Origin of the sequence: Gilliamella sp. B2969 (assembly GCF_026536195.1) — a bacterium.
GTDB lineage: Bacteria > Pseudomonadota > Gammaproteobacteria > Enterobacterales > Orbaceae > Gilliamella.
Window position 1 is genome coordinate 21,494 of sequence record NZ_JAFNOP010000009.1, and the last position, 23,109, is coordinate 44,602.

The 23,109-nt window shown below is 35.5% G+C and carries 15 protein-coding genes; 3 read left to right on the plus strand and 12 right to left on the minus strand.

Features of this window, described 5'->3' with window-relative positions; all coding sequences use genetic code 11:
• Positions 1-8: 8 nt before the first annotated feature.
• From dnaN to gyrB, 3 genes are read left to right on the plus strand one after another with little or no spacing between them, the layout of a single operon-like run.
• Positions 9-1,112 (plus strand): DNA polymerase III subunit beta, encoded by a 1,104-nt coding sequence (gene dnaN, locus J3U66_RS09135; RefSeq protein ID WP_267333878.1) that lies wholly within the window; start codon positions 9-11, stop codon positions 1,110-1,112.
• Positions 1,113-1,164: 52 nt separating this feature from the next.
• Positions 1,165-2,238 carry a DNA replication/repair protein RecF gene (gene recF / locus J3U66_RS09140; protein WP_267344428.1) on the plus strand — a complete coding sequence of 358 codons (1,074 nt, stop codon included), beginning with the start codon at positions 1,165-1,167 and terminating at the stop codon, positions 2,236-2,238.
• A 42-nt stretch (positions 2,239-2,280) separates the two neighbouring features.
• Positions 2,281-4,692: a DNA topoisomerase (ATP-hydrolyzing) subunit B gene (gene gyrB, locus J3U66_RS09145; RefSeq protein ID WP_267333880.1), complete on the plus strand. Its 2,412-nt coding sequence runs from the start codon at positions 2,281-2,283 to the stop codon at positions 4,690-4,692.
• A 137-nt stretch (positions 4,693-4,829) separates the two neighbouring features.
• Here the strand turns inward: gyrB and J3U66_RS09150 are convergent, their stop codons facing one another.
• The 12 genes from J3U66_RS09150 to J3U66_RS09205 all read right to left on the minus strand — a co-directional run bounded on the left by J3U66_RS09150 (position 4,830) and on the right by J3U66_RS09205 (position 22,942).
• Positions 4,830-6,314 (minus strand): hypothetical protein, encoded by a 1,485-nt coding sequence (locus J3U66_RS09150; protein WP_267348782.1) that lies wholly within the window; start codon positions 6,312-6,314, stop codon positions 4,830-4,832.
• A 99-nt stretch (positions 6,315-6,413) separates the two neighbouring features.
• On the minus strand, positions 6,414-7,802 hold the full coding sequence (locus J3U66_RS09155; RefSeq protein WP_267348783.1) for a VWA domain-containing protein: 1,389 nt from the start codon (positions 7,800-7,802) through the stop codon (positions 6,414-6,416).
• Between the two features lie 62 nt (positions 7,803-7,864).
• A complete protein-coding gene (locus J3U66_RS09160) occupies positions 7,865-8,347 on the minus strand; it encodes a hypothetical protein (protein WP_267333883.1) in 483 nt (160 codons plus the stop codon).
• Positions 8,348-8,349: 2 nt separating this feature from the next.
• A complete protein-coding gene (locus tag J3U66_RS09165; RefSeq protein WP_267333884.1) occupies positions 8,350-9,042 on the minus strand; it encodes a hypothetical protein in 693 nt (230 codons plus the stop codon).
• Positions 9,042-10,655 (minus strand): SUMF1/EgtB/PvdO family nonheme iron enzyme, encoded by a 1,614-nt coding sequence (locus tag J3U66_RS09170; protein WP_267344425.1) that lies wholly within the window; start codon positions 10,653-10,655, stop codon positions 9,042-9,044. The genes J3U66_RS09165 and J3U66_RS09170 overlap by 1 nt, the downstream gene beginning before the upstream one ends.
• Complete coding sequence (locus tag J3U66_RS09175; protein WP_267333886.1) at positions 10,612-11,835, minus strand: ABC transporter permease; 1,224 nt, start codon at positions 11,833-11,835, stop codon at positions 10,612-10,614. The genes J3U66_RS09170 and J3U66_RS09175 overlap by 44 nt, the downstream gene beginning before the upstream one ends.
• The gene (locus J3U66_RS09180) at positions 11,828-12,556 is read right to left on the minus strand and encodes an ABC transporter ATP-binding protein (RefSeq protein ID WP_267348784.1); all 729 of its coding nucleotides are present in this window, start codon (positions 12,554-12,556) and stop codon (positions 11,828-11,830) included. Before J3U66_RS09180 ends, J3U66_RS09175 begins: the two co-directional genes overlap by 8 nt.
• A gap of 5 nt (positions 12,557-12,561) precedes the next feature.
• Positions 12,562-14,535 carry a vWA domain-containing protein gene (locus tag J3U66_RS09185; protein ID WP_267348785.1) on the minus strand — a complete coding sequence of 658 codons (1,974 nt, stop codon included), beginning with the start codon at positions 14,533-14,535 and terminating at the stop codon, positions 12,562-12,564.
• A gap of 14 nt (positions 14,536-14,549) precedes the next feature.
• Positions 14,550-15,560 carry a hypothetical protein gene (locus J3U66_RS09190; protein WP_267348786.1) on the minus strand — a complete coding sequence of 337 codons (1,011 nt, stop codon included), beginning with the start codon at positions 15,558-15,560 and terminating at the stop codon, positions 14,550-14,552.
• A 130-nt stretch (positions 15,561-15,690) separates the two neighbouring features.
• The gene (locus J3U66_RS09195) at positions 15,691-18,369 is read right to left on the minus strand and encodes a putative virulence factor (protein WP_267348787.1); all 2,679 of its coding nucleotides are present in this window, start codon (positions 18,367-18,369) and stop codon (positions 15,691-15,693) included.
• A complete protein-coding gene (locus J3U66_RS09200) occupies positions 18,366-21,392 on the minus strand; it encodes a virulence factor SrfB (RefSeq protein WP_267344420.1) in 3,027 nt (1,008 codons plus the stop codon). Before J3U66_RS09200 ends, J3U66_RS09195 begins: the two co-directional genes overlap by 4 nt.
• Before the next feature lie 8 nt (positions 21,393-21,400).
• Complete coding sequence (locus J3U66_RS09205; protein ID WP_267333892.1) at positions 21,401-22,942, minus strand: SrfA family protein; 1,542 nt, start codon at positions 22,940-22,942, stop codon at positions 21,401-21,403.
• Positions 22,943-23,109 lie beyond the last annotated feature (167 nt).

Consider the following 23,109-nt stretch of genomic DNA (forward strand, 5'->3'; position numbering starts at 1 on the left):
TCAACATTATGAAATTTATTATTGATCGCGAAAAACTTATCAAACCACTGCAACTTGTCAGCGCACCTTTAAGTAGCCGTCCAACGTTACCGATTTTAGGTAATTTATTATTACAAGTGAACGATAATACTTTATCAATGACAGGCACCGATCTTGAAATCGAAATGATTGCGCATTTACCTTTAACTGAAGCAAATGAACCGGGTGCAACAACAGTTCCAGCAAGAAAATTCCTCGATATCTGTCGAAATTTACCCAATAATGCGCAAATTTCGATAACCGTTGACGATAATCGATTAATAATTCAATCGGGTCGAAGTAAATTTTCCTTAGCGACCTTACCTGCTAGTGATTTTCCTAATTTAGAAAATTGGCAAAGCGATGTTGATCTTGCAGTTCCGCAAAAAACAATAAAACGACTTATTGATGCTGTTCAATTTTCAATGGCTAATCAAGATGTAAGATATTACTTAAATGGTATGTTATTTGAAATTGAAGACGGTCTATTAAAGACAGTTGCAACTGATGGGCATCGTTTAGCCGTTTGTGCTCAACCAATTGGTCAAAATATTGCTAGCCCTTGCTCAGTCATTATGCCAAGAAAAGGGGTGATAGAACTTGCAAAATTAGTTGCCGATAATGAAGAACTGATTAATATGCAAATTGGTAATAATAATTTACGCGTTAATCTTGGCGATTTTACCTTCACTTCAAAACTCATCGATGGTAGATTTCCCGACTATAAACGCGTATTACCTAGAAACCCAGATAAACCACTTGAAGTATCCTGTGATGAATTAAGAAATGCATTATCTCGCGTGGCAATTTTATCCAACGAAAAATTTCGTGGAATAAGATTATACGTACATAATGATCAGATAAAAATTACGGCCAATAACCCAGAACAAGAAGAAGCAGAAGAATTAATTGATGTTAAATATCAATCATCAGAGCTCGAAATCGGCTTCAATGTCACCTATTTATTAGATATATTAAATACTCTAAGATGTGATAGCGTACAACTTTTATTAACTGATGCAACATCCAGTGTTCAAATTGAAGATATCAATGATCAATCTGCCACATATGTTGTCATGCCAATGCGCTTATAATCATAACTTCTCTTAGCTTCTGATCCCAGTCGGAAGCCTTATTTTATACTATATGACAATTTCACAAATCAAAATTCATCATTTTCGTAATATTGATCATGCCGAGTTATCGTTATCTCGGCATTTTAACTACATCATTGGTGATAATGGTAGTGGAAAAACTAGCCTACTTGAAGCAATATACATGCTTGGGCATGGCCGGGCATTTAGACATATTCAATCCAATCGAATTATACAACATGAACAACCTGAATTAATTTTATTTAGCCAAATTGAATCTGCCAATCAACAAACACGCACAATTGGCTTATCAAAAACACGCAATAATGAAAACAAAATAAAAATTGATGGTGATGAAGGTTTTCGGCTCACTGATTTAGCAAAACTATTACCTATTGAACTCATTACGCCAGAGGGTTTTGATTTACTCACTGGTGGTCCTAAATATCGACGAGCTTTTATCGATTGGGGCTGCTTTCACCATTACCCTGAATTTGTCTATCTTTGGAACAATTTAAAACGATTATATAAACAGCGTAATGCGTTATTAAAACAATCTTATAACTATAACCAACTATTACCTTGGGATAAACAGCTAGTCCCGGTTGCTGAAAAAATAAGCCAGATTAGAGCGGATTATACTCAACATATTTTTCCAAAAATTATAAAAACCTGTGTAGATTTTCTACCTGAATATCAATTAAATTGCCTGTACTATCAAGGTTGGGAACACAGCAGTGATTATGCAGAAATACTTTACAAGCAATTTGAACGAGATAAATTACTTAATTATACCTCGCTAGGTCCACATAAAGCGGATATCAAATTTCGAGTTGACAACATTCCCGTTGAAGATCTTTTATCACGTGGTCAGTTAAAACTACTCATGTGTGCTTTACGTTTATCACAAGGTGAGTATTATTCAAAACAAACAGGGCAATCATGTATTTATTTAATTGATGATTTTGCTTCTGAACTTGATAACAATAAACGAAATCTATTAGCAAAACGTTTAAAACTTGCAAATTCACAAGTGTTTATTACAGCCGTTAACCAAGACCAAATAACCCAGATGATCGATGAAAATGATAAGATTTTTAACATAAAATCTGGTATAATTTCATAATTGTACGAAACGATAAAAGAAATTAAATAGGTCAAAAAATCCATGTCTAACTCTTATGATTCATCTAGTATTAAAGTGCTTAAAGGGCTTGATGCAGTCCGCAAACGTCCTGGTATGTATATTGGAGATACCGATGATGGAACAGGCCTTCATCATATGGTTTTTGAAGTCGTTGATAATGCCATTGACGAAGCATTAGCAGGTTACTGTAACCATATCGAAGTAATCATTCATCCTGATAACTCTGTATCCGTTCGTGATGATGGACGCGGTATTCCAACGGGTATACATAAAGAAGAAGGTATCTCAGCAGCTGAAGTCATCATGACTGTTTTGCATGCTGGTGGTAAATTCGATGATAATTCCTATAAAGTATCGGGTGGTTTACACGGTGTTGGTGTTTCGGTAGTTAATGCTTTATCTGATAAATTAGAACTTGTCATTTATCGTGAAGGAAAAATACACAAGCAAACCTATCATTTAGGTGTGCCAGAAGAACCGCTTAAAGTTATTGGTGAAACCACTGAATCAGGGACTTATGTTCGTTTTTGGCCAAGTCCAAAAACGTTCACCAATATTGAATTTGTCTATGAACATTTAGCAAAAAGGCTACGCGAACTATCATTTTTAAACTCTGGTGTTTCTATTAAACTCATTGATGAACGTACAGGTAAAAGTGAGCATTACCATTATGAAGGTGGTATTAAAGCATTTGTAGAATATTTGAATAAGAATAAGAATCCAATTCATCCTAAAATATTCTACTTTAGTACCGAAAAAGATAATATTGGTGTTGAAGTTGCATTGCAATGGAACGATGGTTACCAAGAAAATATCTACTGTTTTACTAATAATATTCCTCAACGTGATGGTGGTACCCATTTAGCCGGTTTTCGTGGTGCTATGACTCGTACACTAAACAATTACATGGAAAGCGAAGGATACAGTAAAAAAGCAAAAATTAGTGCCACCGGTGACGATGCACGTGAAGGGCTTATTGCTGTCGTATCTGTCAAGGTTCCCGACCCTAAATTCTCATCACAAACAAAGGACAAATTGGTTTCATCAGAAGTTAAATCAGCAGTGGAATCGGTTATGGGTGAAAAGTTAACCGAATACCTACTTGAAAATCCTTCTGATGCGAAAATTGTTGTCGGTAAAATTATCGATGCAGCCAGAGCGCGTGAAGCAGCACGTAAAGCACGTGAAATGACTCGACGCAAAGGCGCATTGGATTTAGGCGGTTTACCTGGCAAACTTGCTGACTGCCAAGAAAAAGATCCTGCTTTATCTGAACTTTATTTAGTGGAAGGGGACTCTGCGGGCGGTTCAGCCAAACAAGGACGAAACCGTAAAAACCAAGCAATTTTACCATTAAAAGGTAAAATTCTAAATGTTGAAAAAGCTCGCTTTGATAAAATGCTCTCTTCTCAAGAAGTCGCAACATTAATTACAGCATTAGGTTGTGGGATTGGTCGTGATGAGTATAATCCAGATAAAATGCGATATCATAGCATTATCATCATGACCGATGCCGATGTCGATGGTTCACATATTCGCACATTATTACTCACGTTTTTCTATCGTCAAATGCCAGAAATTATTGAACGTGGTTATGTTTATATCGCACAACCTCCACTCTATAAAGTTAAAAAAGGCAAACAGGAACAATACATTAAAGATGATGATGCAATGACACAATTTCAAATTGCATTAGCATTAGAAGATGCCTCATTACATGTTAATGATCATGCACCAGCACTTGCTGGTGAAGCGCTTGAAAAACTGATTGCTGAATATCAAAAAGTTGAAAAACTCATTACCAAAATGGAACGTCGTTACCCTAAAGCGTTACTTTCTGAATTGGTTTATCATGATGTTTTAGATGAAAGTATTTTACAGAATCAACAATCAGCACAACATTGGGCTAAAACCATTATTGATAATTTAGCCAGCAAAGAACAACACGGTAGCAGTTATCGCTATTCAGCAGACTACAACGATAAAACACAATTATATGTGCCAATAATTAAAGTAAGAACACATGGTGTTGATAATAACTATGCATTAGATCAAGTGTTTATTCATAGTAATGAATACCGTAATATTTGTCATTTAGGTGCGCAATTAAAAGGTTTACTGGAAGATGGTGCTTTCATTCAACGAGGTGATCGCAAACAGCCAGTTAACTCATTTGAAGAGGCAGTAGATTGGTTAATTCGTGAATCTCGTCGTGGTTTAACCATTCAACGCTATAAAGGGCTTGGTGAAATGAACCCAGAACAGTTATGGGAAACAACAATGGATCCAACCAGCCGTCGCATGTTACAAGTGACCATAAAAGATGCAATCGAAGCTGATCAGCTGTTTACTACCTTAATGGGAGATGAAGTTGAACCACGTCGCTTATTTATTGAAGAAAATGCGCTAAAAGCGGCTAATCTTGATTTTTAACAGCCTATCAGCCCTATTACAGATAACAAAAAACCAGATAAACATCTGGTTTTTTTATAGTGATTGATAGTGATGGCTAAAGCAAATTAGCCTTATTTTGTAAGATAAGTTAATGCCTTAATACTTTATTATTGTCTTTATTGGCAAACAGGTCTATTTATTTTCAAATCAGACACCGCATTGTTCATCTGTTTAATCATATCTTTTGGACTCTGAGCGATATAGACCTTCCCTCCTGTCATATCCGCAACACAATCAATTTTATGTTCGCCTGCTATATCGACAATGTTAATTTTTAATTTTGGTTTCTGCGTCGAAATATAATTCGCTAAAGTACAAATATTATTCCTTGAACAGCTATCTTCACCATCACTGATGATCAAGATATAATCATTACGATTCACACCATCTAACATACTACTCGCTTTTTCAAGTCCACTATAAAGTGGTGTTCCACCCCCACCTGCACCTGATGGATTAAGTCTGGTGATATTATTTTTTAAAATACTACGACCAGCATAATCATAAAATTGCGTAAAATTTGCCGCCGGACAGCGATTTAACGTGACAAGCGATATACCAATATTGGGTTGTATTTTATCGATACTCGATAACGCTACGCTTTTACTTGTCGATAAACGACTGGGTAAACGCGTCATTTTTTTCTGATAATCAACTTTTTCCTGTTCGGACATATTACGAGGATAACCATAAGACAGGTATTGAAAAAATTGCTCAACTTCTGCTGGCGATTCAGCTAAAGTTGCAGTCATCGATAGGGAATTATCAAACACAATAACCATTTTCGATGGATTTGGATTGTTCTTTATCTCATCTTGAGTGATACAATTAGGCGGATTTTTAACCTTAGGTTTTGGTTTAACTTTGGGTACTTCTTGAGTATTAATGATAGGCTCTGGCTCTATAGCAGGTACGGGATCAGGTTCTGGCGTAGCGACAACTTGCGGCGCTTTCGGAGGTTCCACTACCGGTGCCGGCTTAGATACAGGTTCAGGTTTATTGACTAATACTGGCGGAATAATAATTAACTCAGGTACAGATTGCACCTTGTTTTCTGGTGAAGATGGATAAAAAAAGTACCACAATAGGCTCAATAATCCTAGTAATAGCAATGCCAAAATTAACCAGTACCACCAACGCCAAAATGATTTTGAAACCGTAACAGGGGGAATAACCGGTTGCGATAAAACGGGTTTTGCTAGATCGAAAATAATAACGGGTTCATCATTAATAACAAAAATTTGATTGGCTAAATTTTTTATTCTAGGCAACCATAAAGCTACAAATTTTTGTTGTTCATCATTTAAAGGAATTGATTTAATCGCCGTTTCAATATCATTAATTCGCGTGGTTAATGTATCTTTTATTTTTTGCTTATGCGATTCATCTGCAACATGATCAATTAATATCGGTTGCCCTTCAAGATGAGTATACCAACCTAAATAGTCATTGTTACTCATAAGTTTAGGTATAGCAAAAATGGAAAAAGTGCGTTCTGTCAAATGCGGTTTTAACAACGATAACATTAAGGAGTATTGCTCCAATAAAGCCAACTTAGTTAAATCATTATGATCAATTGAAATCCGGGTTATTCGTTGCATTATTCACGCATTTCCTTCTATTTTGAACGTATAATAAACAAGCTTATTAACTCAAGGCTGTTTTTATCAACAACATCAAAAATTTATTATCGCTTTACACTACTCACAAATCGGTTTACTAATATTCATATCAGACACAGCATGATTCATTTGATTGACAATTTCTGTTGGATTTTGTGCAATGTAAACTTTACCACCAGTACTTTGAGCAACACAGTCAATTTTATGTTGCCCTGCAATGTCGACAATATTAATTTTCAAACGTGGTTGCTTAGCCGCTATATTACTCGCTAACGTACAAATATTACTTTTAGTACAATTATCATCACCATCACTAATAATTAAAATATAGTCATCACGATTTACGCCATTAAGTAATTTACTGGCTTGTTGTATACCACTATAAAGTGGCGTTGCGCTGTTATATTCTAACGGATTTAATTTATTGATTTTATTTTTTAACTTTGATCGATTAGTATAATTATAAAATGATGTGGTTTGAGCGACTGGGCAACTTGTAAGTGTCACTAATGCGATATCAATATTTTGCTGTATTTTATCAATTGTGGATAGTGCCACTTTTTTACTACTTGATAACCGATTAGGTAACCTAGTCATCTTTGCTTCATAAGCGTTGGCTTGACTTTCTGACATGGAATTCAAATTAGTTTTTAAATATTGATCTATTGCGGATTTTGACTCCATTAATGTCAATGTCATTGATGCTGAATTATCAAATATTATTACCATTTTAGAGGCGTCATTATTATGGGCCACTTCTTCTTTTCGAATACAATTTTTAGCTACTGGCTCAGGCACAGGTTGCTGAACAACAGGTTCAGGCTCTTTCGTCGGCGGTTCAACAACAGGAGCTGGTGGCTTGTTAACCAACACAGGCGGAATAATTATTAACGCCGGAATAACATCAGGCTTTTTATCTTTATTAAATGGGCAAAAAAAGTACCCTAACACACCTAAAAGTCCTAATAGCAATAATGCCAACAATAACAAATACCACCATCGCCAAAATGATTTTGGGGCAACCACAGGAGGAACCGGCGTAGGTTTGGGTAAAATTGGTTCTTCAAAAGAATTAACAATGACAGGTTCACCATTAACAATATAAATTTGATTACCTAAACTTTTAATTCTTGGTAACCAAGACGAAACTAATGTTTGTTGCTCACTATCTAAACGCATTGACTTAACGGATAATTCAATATCGTTGATGCGTGTTTGTAACGTTTCAGTAACTTGTTTCTTCACGAGCTCATCATTAACATCACTCAGTGAAGTAGGCTGTCCTTGAAGTTCGGTGTACCAACCTAAATATTGATTATCATCAATTAATCGAGGTATCGCGAGAATTGAAAATGATCGCTGAGTTAAATTGGGCTTTAACAACGATAACAAAGAATTATATTGATCCAATAAAGCCATTTTTTGTGAGTCATTATGGTCAACTATAACCCTTGCTATTCGTTGCATGCGCAATATATTCCTTAATTTTAACTTTTCAAATAAATAATACTGTTCAAGTTTTCAGATAGCTAAATATTTAGTGCTTTCTGTAATTGTTGAAGTTTTTTATTTAATTTATCCAGTTCGACCTGTTTTTCTACTTCTGATTTGTTTGATTTATTTACTTGATTATACTGTTGCTCAATGTCATTAACTTGTTTTAATAAATCGTCACGACCTTTCGCTTTTGCTTTTATTTCGCTCGTTAATTTAGACAGATCTTGCTTTAACTTCTGCTGCTGAGCTTGTTTCTGTTTTACACTCAACGTAGTATCGTTTTTCTGTTTTTCGATATTTGCATAAATCTCTTTAAATTGTTGATTAGCCCTTTGTTCGTTCTCAAGAATTTGTTTTTTCTGATCAATTCTAGCCTGATAATTACCGGAATAATTGCAACTTATTTTATCCATAATACCGATATTAGTATTTTTAGGATCACATTGTTCTGGAGTTGTAGAACAGCCGGCGAGTAAAGCAAGCGATAAAATAGAGATAAAAGATATTTTTTTCATAATTAACCAACCTTAACAGCTGAGCGTTGTTGAGTAACTAAATTCACTTGTTTTTCAAGTGCTGCTATTTGTTTATGTAATTGACCGATTTCTTGATCCAATCTAGTGACGTTCACACCGGATCGTTGTTCCTGAACAGACAGGTTAACCCAATCATTTTCAACTTTCTTAATTCGTTTTAATTTATCATTTAAATAAGCAATATTCGCGTCGATTTGAGTTAACTCTTTCTGAGCCTGCTTTTTATTGACACTTTCGCTTTTTATTTGTTGATTTAAAGCGTTAAGCGTAGCTAAATTTCTATCCACAACATCTTTAGCACTTCGTGTAATTGATTGCACTTCTGCGGTGTTTTGTTGAACATCTTGAATATAGGCATCAATGCGCGCCTCAGCATTAGCATATTCTGCTCGTTTTTTATCCAGATAATAATTTCCGCCCATCATTACTCCACAACCAACAGCGGCAGAAGCAAGGCATGCAGCAGGTTTTCCACCTAATAACACACAGCCAAGCCCACTAATACCTGCACCTATGGCACAAGATTGCCATGCAGATTTACTAAAAAATTCAGCAGTTGAACCTTTAGTTAATTCAGGATCGACATTTTTTGTACTCGCTCCGCCAGATGTAGATTGACAACCTGCCAAAACTAGAGAAATGCATAAAGCAAGTGTACCTATCATTTTGTTCATTATTTCTTTCCTTTTATCTCATTACAAGATTGCAGCCAAGTTGTTCTTTCAATCTTACCAGACTCAATATATTGATTAATATGTTGTAAATAAAGTTTTAAGTAATCACTCATATTCGCTTTACCACTGTTTTCTAAAATAAATTGCGTGGGCTTTGCTTGCTCATCAAGAGTATTTTTTTCATAGTTTGATGCGGTATTAACAATGGTGTCAGCATAATATTTTAAAATAAAGTCTCTGGCATTTTTCGACTCATCAAGAACGTGTTTTAAATTATTGAGTTTTTCGGGTGAACACACACCGTCATTATTAACATTTTCCGAATCTTTTGTTTCACAAACTTCATTATTTATGGTGTTATATAAATTATTATTATATTCAAATTTACTATTTAAGTCAGAGACATTTGCACACAAAAAAGCGCCTAACTGTAGCGCGGATTGAATTGAGCGGTTTCGCTGTTCGTCGCGAGCTTGATTGGCACTACGTAAAAGGGTATTTAGTTGATTGAGTTCTTTTTTAGTCTTTTCATCTTCGACTTGTTTAGTGATTTTTTCAAGCTCACTCACCACATTTTGTTTTTGATTTTCTTCCGCTTCTGAGCCTAATTCATTCCATTCTTTGTCTAATTCTTTGATAATATCGCTACTAGACATCACTTCAGTTGTATAGACCACTCGAAAACCGACATCCATACTTTTATAAGCACCTTTATCATCGTAATACGGTTTTTCAATACGAAAAGCAGTGGTGATTGACGATTCAGGTGTCAAATAACTGCCACCTCTAACCGTCATACCACCAGGTTGACCATGATAACGATCAAGTTTATTCATACGAAAAGAATCAAACATCATTTCGCTAGCATTGCCTAACATATCATAAAGATCAACAGGATTAGGCTGTAAGCGTCCAATAAGCTGTAATTTACCATTGGCTGATTTTGCACCAGAAAACCATGCATAATTTTCTAAATTTGCCGTCATTGGGAAACGCATTTCACGGAACTCAGAATCTGTCACTTTTGACCCTCCACGAGCTGCATATTCCCATTCGGTATTATTAGGTAGACGGATATAACCTTTCGGTAAGGTATTAGCGTTAATCTTCGACTGATTTTCAATCAACCAACGATTATATTTATCAGTAAAAGCAACAGCATCAAACCAACTAATGTTGGTAATAGGAAAGGTAAGTGCTAGTTTTGCTGTGGGGCAAGTATCACTCATGACAGCTTGATATTGCAAAGCGGTTATTTCATATTTGCCAATCAAATAATAACGCTCTTTTCCCTTTTCAGAAAAACTACCAGAAATATAATTGGGGGTTGCATATTCGGCAAAACCGAGCTCTTTTTGATTACTGCCTAAAATAACTTTAATATCATCTAAAGGCTTATTCGTTGGTGTATAGATTTTTTTCATTACCAAACTACCATCACATGGCATAGGCAAAATAACATCATCTTTTGCTGGTTTTGGATTGAAAAAATTACTATTCCAAGGTTCAGCATAGCAACTTAACGGAAATAAACTGATAGTTAATCCCCAAAAAGCAATTTGTTTTAAGTTACGCTTCGCGTAAACTTTCTGCTGGTTGGATCTTAATAGCACGTCGACCTCCTATGGCTACAACGACACCTGAAATAACTATACACAACAAAAATGCAATGATAAGGTGGTAAAATTGTAAGCGACTTACAATTGGTTGTGAAATCAAATTTTTACCTAACACAGCATTAAAGGCATAATTGCCTAATAAAAATAACACAAAGGAAACGAAAAACGCCAAACAACTCAAAATAACGGCTTGATTGATTAAATACCCCATTATCGCTTTGGATTGGAAACCAAGTAATCGCATAAAAGCAATATCTTTGCGCTTACGTTCAATATTTGATAGAAACGAACCCGCAAACGATAAAATACAACCTAGTCCTGCGGTTATTGCAATCACGCTAAAAATAAAATTGAGTACCCGATCAATCGCCTTAACATTTTCAATGACATTAGACTGCGTGCGTGTTTCGATGTTCTTTTCTCTTAATTTAAACGACAATGGTGCTACGTTATCTAACGAATTGGCATAAATGCGAGCCCTTGCAAATAATGAATGGGGTGGCGGATTATTTTTACCGGTATTAGTTGCAAATAATTCACTTTGATAGCCATCATAAAAATTTTCCATTGCAATGAGTAAATCTAAACTGACAAACGCAGCAGCACGACTATAGCGATTGTCAGGAATAATACCTTTGACCTCTAATTCAATTGATCCTTTCTCGAACTTGCCATCTAATTGACGGGTAATAAATAATTTTATATGACTACCCACAGTTACTTGCAATTTTTCCGCTGATAATGCACTTAATAAAATTTGAGTTTTATCATTAATAGAAGGCAAATCCTGTGTAAGCGGATCGCCACTCGCTGTAGGAATAATTTCAGCACTGCTCACAAAGTGGCTTGAATCTTTGACTAGATCGGCTTGAGTATTAAGCGAACGCGTTAAAGGAATCACAAAGCCAGTTTCAGGTTGTTTTTTTATCCAGTCAAACATGGCATCATCCAGATTTAAATTACCCACAATCTTTATCTCTAAATTTTGTGGATCATTAAGTAGTTGCTGCCGTAGCTGCGAAACTACGCCATATTTTAAGCTGAACAATAACAATAATGGTGTAATGACCGATATGACCGATGCGATAATACAAAATGAGACTTTTTTGTCGTACCATAAATCAGACAATGATAACCGTATGATTAGCAACCATTTTAATATCATTTTACTCATCGACGCATACCTTGCTTTGTAATGGTAAAAAAACTGATGATTGTGGAGAGTTTAATTTGGCCGATAAAGTAAATAAGCCTTTACTTGCAATACGTTGCCAATCATGCGTAACAATCATCGCGGCAATATTATCTTGTTTTGCCTGTTCAATAATCAAATCAAACAGTAAATTGGCGTTATATGGATCTAACGCTGAAGTCGGTTCATCAGCGAGTAATAGTGCTGGTTTATGAATAATCGAACGAATAAACGATGCTCGTTGCCTTTCACCAATTGATAACTGCTTAGGATATTTACTGAGTAAATGTGCAATGTTAAGCTTGTCGACTAAATAATCGAATCTTGACATATCAACGGGTAGCTGAAGTAATTTAAGCGGTAATACAATATTTTCCCAAATAGTCAAAAACGGCAGTAAACCACCAGTTTGTAACATAAATCCTAAATAACGAGCACGAATAATCGCTAACTCATCGATATCATTACGGTGAATTAATTTAGCTATATCAATATCGCTATTATCTAAAACTAATTTATAACAATCCAGCTCATCAGGTTTTAAAATCATGCCAATCATTTCAAGCAACGTACTTTTACCCGATCCGCTATCGCCTTGTATCACGACAACTTGCCCTGCGTTTAATGATAGCTCTGGCAGGCAAACGTTGAAAAAAGATTTGCCTGTAGAGCGAGAGATGGCTAATTGCTTTATTGTTAACATGAGCTTTACGGTAACATTTCTAATGGGATAGGATAAACATTATCACGAGGATCACTACCTTCAGCTAATGAAATCCAACGATCAACATCGGCATTACATTTCTGATAATAACGAATTTTGCTATTAAGATTACGAATAAATTTTTCTTGTTCAAGTCCACTCATGCTTTTCCAAGTATCTTGATCCAGTCCAGTAACATCACTTTTATAAGGAATATTATCCAAATATTCGCCAAGCAAACCTAAATCAGCAATTTTGGTAACTGAATCTGATTTTAGTTTACTTGGATCTTGCCCCATAGCTGCGGCAACAGAACGTAATTGTGAAAACATATCATCAGAAGAAATCAATCCATCATTAGCTGCATTAGCAATTTTACTAACCACATCACTTAAGTCACTCAATTGCGACTTAGTTAATAAAATCCGAGGCTCTGCTGTTGGTATTGTTGGTTTAACAAAATCTTTATCCGCAATCCACGCTTTAAAAACTGAAGGGGCTTTCGTTCCATTGGTATCACCTAAATAAGCAAGCTGCATTGCTTTACTCAATAATAATGCATCTTTTAGCATATCCGAATCATCATCTTTAGCATTAAGTGCATTACCTACAGATGCTTCACCTTTATATGCTAATTTCACTTGTTCAGACAACGCATCAGCTAATAAATCAACTTTCTTACCAAATTCTTGAACATCACCAGCATTAACAGGGTAATAAAGTGATTTATGAATAAAATCATTGTAGGTTAAATCAGAATATTGCGCGGCAGCGACTTGATGATCTTTTTCACCACTTGGTGTTTTTAAATGCAGTGCATAAATAGCAACACCTTTATGCTGAGCTTCAAGCCTTAATTGTGCAGCATCCATACCGGTGCTAGACAGTTTATCGTCACCAGGAATGGCACTAGCATCAGTAATTAAAATCATATATCGCGCGCCAAAACTATTCCAATTGATATCATTTAGCGCTTGTGCAACACCTGCATAAGAATCTTCTGCAAAATAAGAAGTTGAAACAGTCGCTTGCTTGAGTGAAGCACTTAATTTCATGAACTCTTCTTTATTTTGAACTTTATTAGGATCAACAAAAATTTTAGAAACAAACTCCAATTTATCAGACGCTTTTAAACTAGAACGGAACGATACTAAACCAAATTTAACCTGATTTTGTAAGTGTTCCTTTTCAATATGTTGATAAACACGTTCAACTGCCTCTTTGGTTCTTGAAATATAAGGATCCATTGATATGGTTGAATCAATGACAAAAACAATTGCAGCTTTAAATGGTACAACTTGATTGGCCGTATTATCATCCGAGCTTTGGTTATTAGTGGAGTTAGAATTAGTGTTATTTTTAACCAATTTATCTTGTTTACTCACTGAAGCGACTTCTAAAACTCGCTCATAAAAACCTTTACCATTCATCACCTCTTCACCTTGTAAAATAGGTAATAAATAAAAGTTTGTTTTAAAATCAATATACGCTTTCGGCTCTTGCGCCACAATTTCAGGCGTTGCTTTATCAGCGTTTAGTGAGTCTCGAATGGGTTTTAACAAAGCTTCGGGCTGATCTGAATCTACAATTTTGGTTAAAGCCGCTTTATCTTTAAAAAATAATAGAGGATCACGATCAACTGGATTGGTAAAAACCAATGTCATTTGCATATTCCATGCTATTGCACAGGAATTATTTATCCAACCTATTGTATTACCATATGAATCAGGTCCAATACTAAGCCACTCTTGATTATTATCTGTTTTTCGTTCATACACATAATACCGAGAAAAAGCAGGTAATGTAGCGCCTGTTGGATCCGTAATATTTTTTTTCAATTCACAAGTTGGTGTACTTAGCACTCGTTGATAAAGTGTTGTTTTACCCTCTTGTTTTAGTGGTTCAGCAGCTGAACTTATCAACGGCATACAGGCAAGCGTTAGACTGATAACTAATTTTGAAACGGCTATTTTTTTCATACCTGTGTTCCCCATTATTTTTGTAACTCGTCTAATCGTTCTTTAGCTAATGTATTATTCGGATCACGGTCTAACGCAGTTTCATACCAATAACTTGCTGTACCTTTATCTGCTTTAAAACAATTATTTGCTTGATAAAATTTTTCGTCATACTCTTTAGCATAAAGGAAAGCAATCTGACCATTTTGCTGGGCTTGATTTGCATATAGACGCTGAGCAATATTACATTTATCCGCCTTTTTTGCACCATTAATTAACTGGATAATTGCCTGAGTATCAGGCTTGGTTTGTAAACACTGTTGAATAAAAGCCAGATCGTCAGTTGTGGTATTATTTAAACTGCATTGCGCATTAACTTGAGCTGTAGGTTCGACAGGTTGTGTTTTTTGAAACACTAAAAAATACCATGCAGCTAGGCCAAGACCAGCTAAAATCAATAGAACAATGATAATGGTGATAACCAAGCCTAATTTACTTTTCGATTTTTTTAACTGAGGAGTCTGAGCAATCTCTGGTTCAATTACTGTTTCGACGTCAAGTTTAACCGGCTCAATAAGGTCATCATTTTGCGTCTCAATGTTGGGGGGTTGTTCAGGCTCTTCAGGTAGTTCAACAGGTTCGGTAAGTGATTTGGTTTCAACCGATGGATTATCTAATGGCGGTTGAACAACATTTAATGCTGTTGAAGCAAGTACATCTTCGGCAATACTAACAACACCACCATCAATATAACGTTGATTTTGTTTGTCGCGTAACTGTATTAGAAATCGTTTGGTATTGTCCTGAGATAATAACGAATCAACTAACCATTCACTCACATAACCACTAATTTGTTGGTTATCTACTGACAAATCGGCTATTGAATGCCAACACTTTTCGGGTCCCCATTGTTGCAAACCAGATAAATAATAACCATCTTGATTACGCTGTATAAGCATATCGATATCGGCACTACCATTCCACTTTTTTGCCGAAAACTTCGCAATTCCAGGTTTATAACCTTCTAATTCAATTCTTAATGCCATAGTACCCTCTATTTCGCCTCCTAATCACCAAGCTATTTTGTCATTCAGTAATCAATAACAAAACTTTCATTTAAAATCAGGAAGATCTAATATTATTTTTAGTTAATTTTTCAATCTTATTGTTATAACATTAATTTATATAAGCTTGCTTAAAACTAGCCAAAATCTCGCCCAGGCGACTATTTTGTTCTTGACTGATTTCACGCCCAGCATGATGTCCAATGTTTTCTTGAGCAAGCATCGCAAATGCAATAAACCAATCGAATATTGCATACTGAGAATAATTTTTAGTTTTCTCATCTAATATAGGCAATGGATGGGATTGCTGATGCGTAAATTCAGCTACCGGTGAAGAAAAAATAGGTTTACCTTGATTCACCCGGCTCATTGGTATATCAACAGCTTGCCCTTGAACAAAACCAAGCCAAGCAATAAAATCTGCTAATAAAGTATGAATGGTGCTCACTTGTCTTGACTCAAGATCATCACGTTTACTACCCGTATTTTCATTATTTAAAATGCGATCAGTTAAATTTGCCTCAAGCTTTAAACGATTTGCAGCTGTGATTAACTCTTCGACAATAAAAGATAACGATTTCTGATGTAAACCAAAGAACTGCAAAACATGTTTATCTAATACCATATTTCTTAAATAATCCAACCAAGCGGTAAAAACTGTTTTGGCTAATTTTGACTCGGTAGGTAACGAAGATGTAAGCGTCACTTCAGACGAAAAGGTTGCATCAGAAAATAACTCAAAATCAGTATTTAAGCCAAAATCAGTTGATAAATCATCACTATTTGCATGCACATTATGAGTATCTTGAGTTGTTTCAGTATCAATATTACTCGTATGATAAAGCGCACGGATAGTTTGATCTGGCAGTTCTAAAGTTTTGAGTAATTCGCCAAGTAATAATGCTTTCCCTAGTAGTTCTTTCACTACATCAGTAATAATCTGTTTTTTCTTACTTAGTTCTTCATCACTATCAGCATGATACCAAGTATCAAAACGCATATTTATAATATAATCAATTTTTTCATTAAGCTGTTCTAAAATACGCTGTTGCTTAACTTCAGTAATGGCAACTTGTTCTAAATATTGGCTAATGCGTTCAATCCCACCATCATTTAGCTGCAACATAGCATCCCACGCATTAGCCGGTTGATTAACATATTGCTCAATATCAGGATTTTCAATAAATGTTTTTCTCAATAGCAACATTTTTTGTTGATAACTTTCGTTATAAGATAATTCACGATTGGAAGTGGCATCAACGTTTAAAAACGGCACATCAAAACCGGGTTTTCGCACTAAAAAAACATTATTGAATTTATGACCATTTGACCAATTTGTTAACCAATCATAATTACCAAAGCGCTCTAAAATAGTTTGTTGTAGTAACCCACCTTTACCCCAGCTATTTTTGAGATTATCTTCTGAAAGTATTAATGAGCTACCAATACGTTTATCAAACATGGTAATCGCCCATAATAATCCTGCTTTTTTTGTTGCTCTTTTTTCAGCTGTCTCACCTTGGGTTTTATCAATCCAACGTTCAAGCACGGGGCCGACATCGTTAACATCAGACTGTTTGTCTGATGGCGTACAGACAACCAGTACGTTCATTTCTTGATTATCAGTATATTTTTCAAAAAGATAAGCCACTTTACCTCGCAATAAAAGCTGAGCAATCGGGTTACCTTCTTTAACATCAGAGACAGAAATCAAATTCAAACGGCCGCGATACCCAGGAAAATCAAGCAAATCAACTTTTTCAAAAGTAGTAACCCGTGTTGGATTGACTAAAGGAAAAATCAGCTCAGCAGTCAAAAATGCTAATTGAGCGATAGATATTGTAGTTGGCTCACCATTTAGTGGCGTAATAGTGACTTGAGTATCGCGATCGGTATTTAATCGTTCAAGAATATCGACATTCATAATGCTATCAATTTGCGATTTAACACCATCATTATCTTTCACTAATACTGATAGTGGAGCATAAACAGTATCAACATGGTTTAAGCTGCTTAACGTTGTGGCGAGTTGGGTATAAGCCACAGTCAATTCGTTTATGCCACCCCATAACACCGAAAAAAGTTCACCTCGATCAAGTATTGAAAGATAGGGGAGTAATTGCATCGCCTTTTCCCAATAGCCGCCTTTCAATCCTTCTAAAGCATTGCCAAAATTTTCGGAAAGATAATCATAAAGATCAACAATATCGTCTTCGGTTATCCCACTAGTGCGCTCAGTTTGCTTCTTGCCTTCAAGCTGTAGAAGCAGCTGTTTCAATGAAGAGAATTCGATTTTATTCGTGATTTTTTGTTGATCAAAATCTTTAAAATAAGCATTAATTAGAATTTTTACAATTTCAATCTCTTGAAATAATCTTAATTCTAATGGGTAGTTGGCTATTCCCCCTTTGGCTATACGACTAAAACGGGTAACCAGTCCAGTTGCTTCTTTACCACTTCCAACAGGATTAACATGTTCAATAAAGTCTAACACTTGATTGTCAACAACTGTTTCAAGTTTACCGTTTTCACCGGCAGCTAATGCCGAGATAAGATAAGATTTACCCGCTTGCGATAACCCAAAAAAACCGACCGCCACAGATTTACTTGAGACATCACCCAATCTTTTGGCTGTATTACGTAAACGACGAAGATCAAGAATTAAGTTATCAGCCTCGCTATTCAATCGTTTGGATGAATCACGAGTCTGTTTCACCCATTCAATCGCTTGTGCTGACGCTTGATACACTTGATCCCAAGATTTAGGAAGTTGTTCATTTAAATTATTCATCGTTTTATCATTCCACTATCAAGCCAATATTGTGTACTTATTAATCCAGAATTAACCATTGTATTTAGGTTCAATTTGATATCCTGATTTTTATTACAAGCACGCCCATCAGAGGCTTTAACATCTTTAATATAAAAATTCTCAATGGTTTTTTGTCGACTTTTTATGCCTAATGTCACTTCTAATACCACACCTTCAGTACTCAAGCGTTTAGCCACTTCACTGTTTTCTATAGTTAAAATATAAATTGGTGACGCCGGCCAACGTTCGATTTCTAATTGCTTGAAACCGAGCCGTGTGGTGCCACGGATCTCAAAAGAGGTATCGGGAAAGTCATAATCAGGATCATCTAAATCAATATCTCGGTAATAAACATTTTCCTTTTTTATCATATTAAGATTATCTAAAAGACCAATATATTTAACTGTAGAATATAAATCGATATTTGATGATCTAAAATAAAAATTAGGTAAACGTAAATTTTTACTTAAAAAGCATAACATAGCCCCAACAGCCGCTGTTGTTTTAGGATCGTCAATACGTTCTTGTTTATGGAATGGATACCAACCGCCAGTATAATAACCATGTAATGGTAAGATTCTTCCGGCTGGAATTGACAAGCGCGATCGAAAATAACTTTGTACACCAGGTAAACGTGACGGGCGACCGGTTAACAATAATACATCACATTGATAACAACTAATGATTTCAGACAGCGCGTCAAACGTTTTACAAATATTGTAATAATCACCACGTATAAATAAATAATGAATTCGTTTAAGATTAATCTCAATATTTAAGTCCAATACTGAAAAAGTAGGATTATTCAGTGCTCGCCGAATCGGTTCATTAATAAAATTAAGCACATGATCAGTCATGACATTATGCTGTAATAGCTCCCTAAAAGTAGCATTATACACATGTTGCTCGGCATGCAGCGGATCATAAAGCTCATACCTTTTTAGTACTTGCAAACCTAATGGCGTAAATAACTGTAAAGTTAATTGTTGACGTAATACCGCATCTTGAATAGAAAGCTGCTGAGAACCAATAATTGCTGATAAAATTGGATTAGGATCAGTAAGCCCAGCTTGTTTTAAGCCATTAGTCAAAGCTGTGAGTACAGTGTCTTGAATAATATCAAGTAAAATATCATCGCCCGCCACTTTAAAGCCATCACGAAAACGTTGAATTGGAACAATATAAGCATTACTGCTATTGATTTGCTTGCTGGTACCGTAATCAAGCTCATAATCATTTATGACTAAATCAGTAGTACCACCACCAATATCTACTGTTGCAATTGTGAGCTTTTGTTTATTGGTTTTATCTGGACGTACCATTGATGCAATAAATTCTTCACTGCGTCCATTGTAATTATTTTGTGTTTCGTTAAATAAATATACAACTTGTCCACAAGTTGCTTCATCCCATTGAATATAAACTTCAGGGATGTTTGGCCAAACACTTTTTAATTGTTCTGGATTATTAAAATCAATATTATCATCAGAACTATCCCAACCAAGACTTTTCCATACCAGTCCAATAGCTTGGTATACACAACTTTTAAAAATGGCTTGTTCTGGTTTTGGCATTGCAGGTGGAATAGTCAAAATAATAGAACGTAGGTTACGCGGCGTTTTAGCGTGTTCGAGTTTATTACGTTGCGCAACGCTATTCATCTGCATTAATGCATGCATCAAAACTTCACAGAGCATGAATGTCATTAACGAACTTCGCGAATATTTTGGATGAAAAACCGGCATTTTGCGATCAAACTCTTCCTCAATATCATTACTTAAAATATGTAGTGCTTCACCATATTCGTTAATTAAACTCGAAAATGGTTCAGCGGTAGCAAAGGGTTCATGATCACTTTTTACATAATGGGAATTAAAACGCCAACCTTGCTCATATTTATCTTGATCCCATAAATAGCGTTTAGGGCTAGAAAGGCCAGTAGCACCTTCATTGCCTTCTCGTTGACTTGCTAAACGGCTTGCCTCAGTCCCAACACGAACAATACTTGGCCAACGGAATGTGTCTCGTCTTCCACTTTGTAACGAAAAATGTTCCTTACCAAAAAAAGTTTGCGCAAATTCAACACGGCTTTCGAAAGGTTCATTATAGATATGCTCAGGCTGACCTAAATCACGAATCTCAAGCTCATAACGACGATTTAAGCTATCTTTATCTTGCACATGATCTTCAATCAATATTCCACAAGTACGTGAATTACCCACGTCAAGAATCATATCAACAGGTATTGATTTAATCACATCATCTTTAGCATTTGATACAATCTTAATAGTTGGTAATTGTAATGAATCAGCAAGTAAATTGATGATATTTAGATAGTGTCCATAATAAGCTTTATTATTAATTTCTGTATTAATATCATCTTTATGTATTTTTAAACGATCAGTTTGAGGCGCTAGCTCTTGAAACAAATCAATTAGCCAGCTTGTTACCCATTTAAGTTCTAAATACCATGAAACGTGATCTGAACGATGTGCCAAACTAAATACTGCTCCAGTTTTAACATCATTTTCGGTAGGCGCTAAATAGATCACATCTTGCATATTGGTGAAAATTTTAGTATCAAATGCAAAGGTGATGCGATGGGTATTGCCATCAGGATCTTCACCCTCAGGGATACTGACAATTCGCACGCGGCTCCAATTATGCGGTCCTTTATCAAAACGTTCTGGAGGAATCGATCTTAAGACAGGAATTGGCAACCAAATCCCATCATATAATTTTAGTGATTGCTCAACACTTATTTCTTGTGTTGGTTTAACCGCAAAAGATAAATCATCTGGCGCAAAAAATTTACCACTCTCGGCATTCTCAATCAGTCTTATTAATGCCCCGCTTTCAGATGGGTCAATAAAATAACCATTTAATTTACTGCGCCATTGATTATCTTTCCAATCTATCTTAAGTGCAAAATCAAGAAACTGAATACCACTATTCATAATAAGTGTGACTTCTTGACCATAATTGCGTAATTCTGGAAGCATATACTACCTTATTGTTTTTTCATAGTAATTGGGAATGTTTTCCCGTTATCATAAACCCCTTGGCAATCAGCTTGATTGTTTTTACCAGGCGTACATTGAATTTTTGGTAATTGATATTTACTATTGTCACTACATATTGCTTCAGTATTGCTGGCAATATTTAAATTCGACTTGTTAATACCGCTCTCTACTTTACCTACACACTTAACACCATCACTACGTGTTACGGTAACTTGACCATTACCTTCATTAAAGTCATAACTCAATTGTAATGGTTTGCCTGTAGCTTTATCTTGAATACCGCCTCCAACAGACCATTGACCATCTAAAAATTTAGTTGATCCTTGTTTAAGTTGATCTTGAGATAAAGCTAAATTATTAGTTTGATCTGGGTTAGTTCCTGTGCCTGTTTGCTTACCATCATCTAAATCGGGAGGAATTGATCCTTTGCTATTTTCATCTTTTTTATCAGGTTCATTAGTCGGCGACTTATCATCGTTATTATTTTGATTATCAACTTTATCTTTTTCTGAATGATTAACCTGCTCATCTTTATTTAACGTGTCTGAGTTTTGGTTAAGACTATTATCATCTTTAACATCATTAGGTAATGTAGCGGAATCAACAGGATTAACGGTGTTAGCTACAACATCACCATTCACTCGGGTACCATTGGCATCAATAATATCATGACCGTTGGTTGTTACTCCGTTAACCACTTTAATGTTTCTATCGATTACTTTATCAGTAGGTTCAGGATCTTTTTTATCTTGTTCCAGCTTTTCATCGGTAACAGTAGAAGAAGAAACATGATTATCTCTACCTAAATCAGCATTAATCGATACTACAGGGGATTGCCAACAGCCTCGAAGCCAAAAAATCGCCAATAAAAGTAATAATAGAGGCAGTAATGCAAGTAACCAGAGCCACCAGCGTTTCCACCATGGTTTGTTAATAGTGGCCGGCTCAGTAAATGTATGAGTGGCTGATGGAGTTGGTTGTTTGAATGATTCTAAACAATAAAATGGTGAATTGACTTGCGCAGTTTGCGGATAAACAAATCCCCAAAAAGTAATAACAGGTTTACCGTTAACAATATAGACAAATTGATTACTTGGAAATCGAATTGCCATCAAATTGGGTTCTAGGTCATCACTCTTATTGTTGGGATCATAAATCAAGCGACTAAAAAGCAGTTGATCGCCTTCTAAATTAGGGTTGCTTGCTAACTGTTTACCAAAATTCAATACTTTGTGTTCAAACTCTTTGAGTAAAATCAAAGCTGATTCTTGCTCTGATTCGCTCGCTGATGTCCAAGGTACAATATCATATTGCCCATCAGGTTGATCTGATTCAAAAGGAATGTACCAATCAATAATATTACCTTGATCATTACGTTGTGGTATAGCTAAACAATCGGCATATTGTTTACCTAATTTAATTCTAAACATTTCACGGATTTGCGCCGCAACAAGATAAGCGGCTTTCCCATCATGCCCAAGCATTTTGAAATCTTTAATATCACCACTTCGAAGTAATGTATTTACCATATATTCCTTTTTATCCCATTATTTTAATTATATTTATGTAACTCAATCAATTTCAACAAAAACCTAATTATAAACATAACCACACTACATGATAGTGTAAGTTTTTCATCGAATTTTTTTAGTCGACTAGGGTTAGTCAATAACAATGAGAACTTATTAAAAATAAA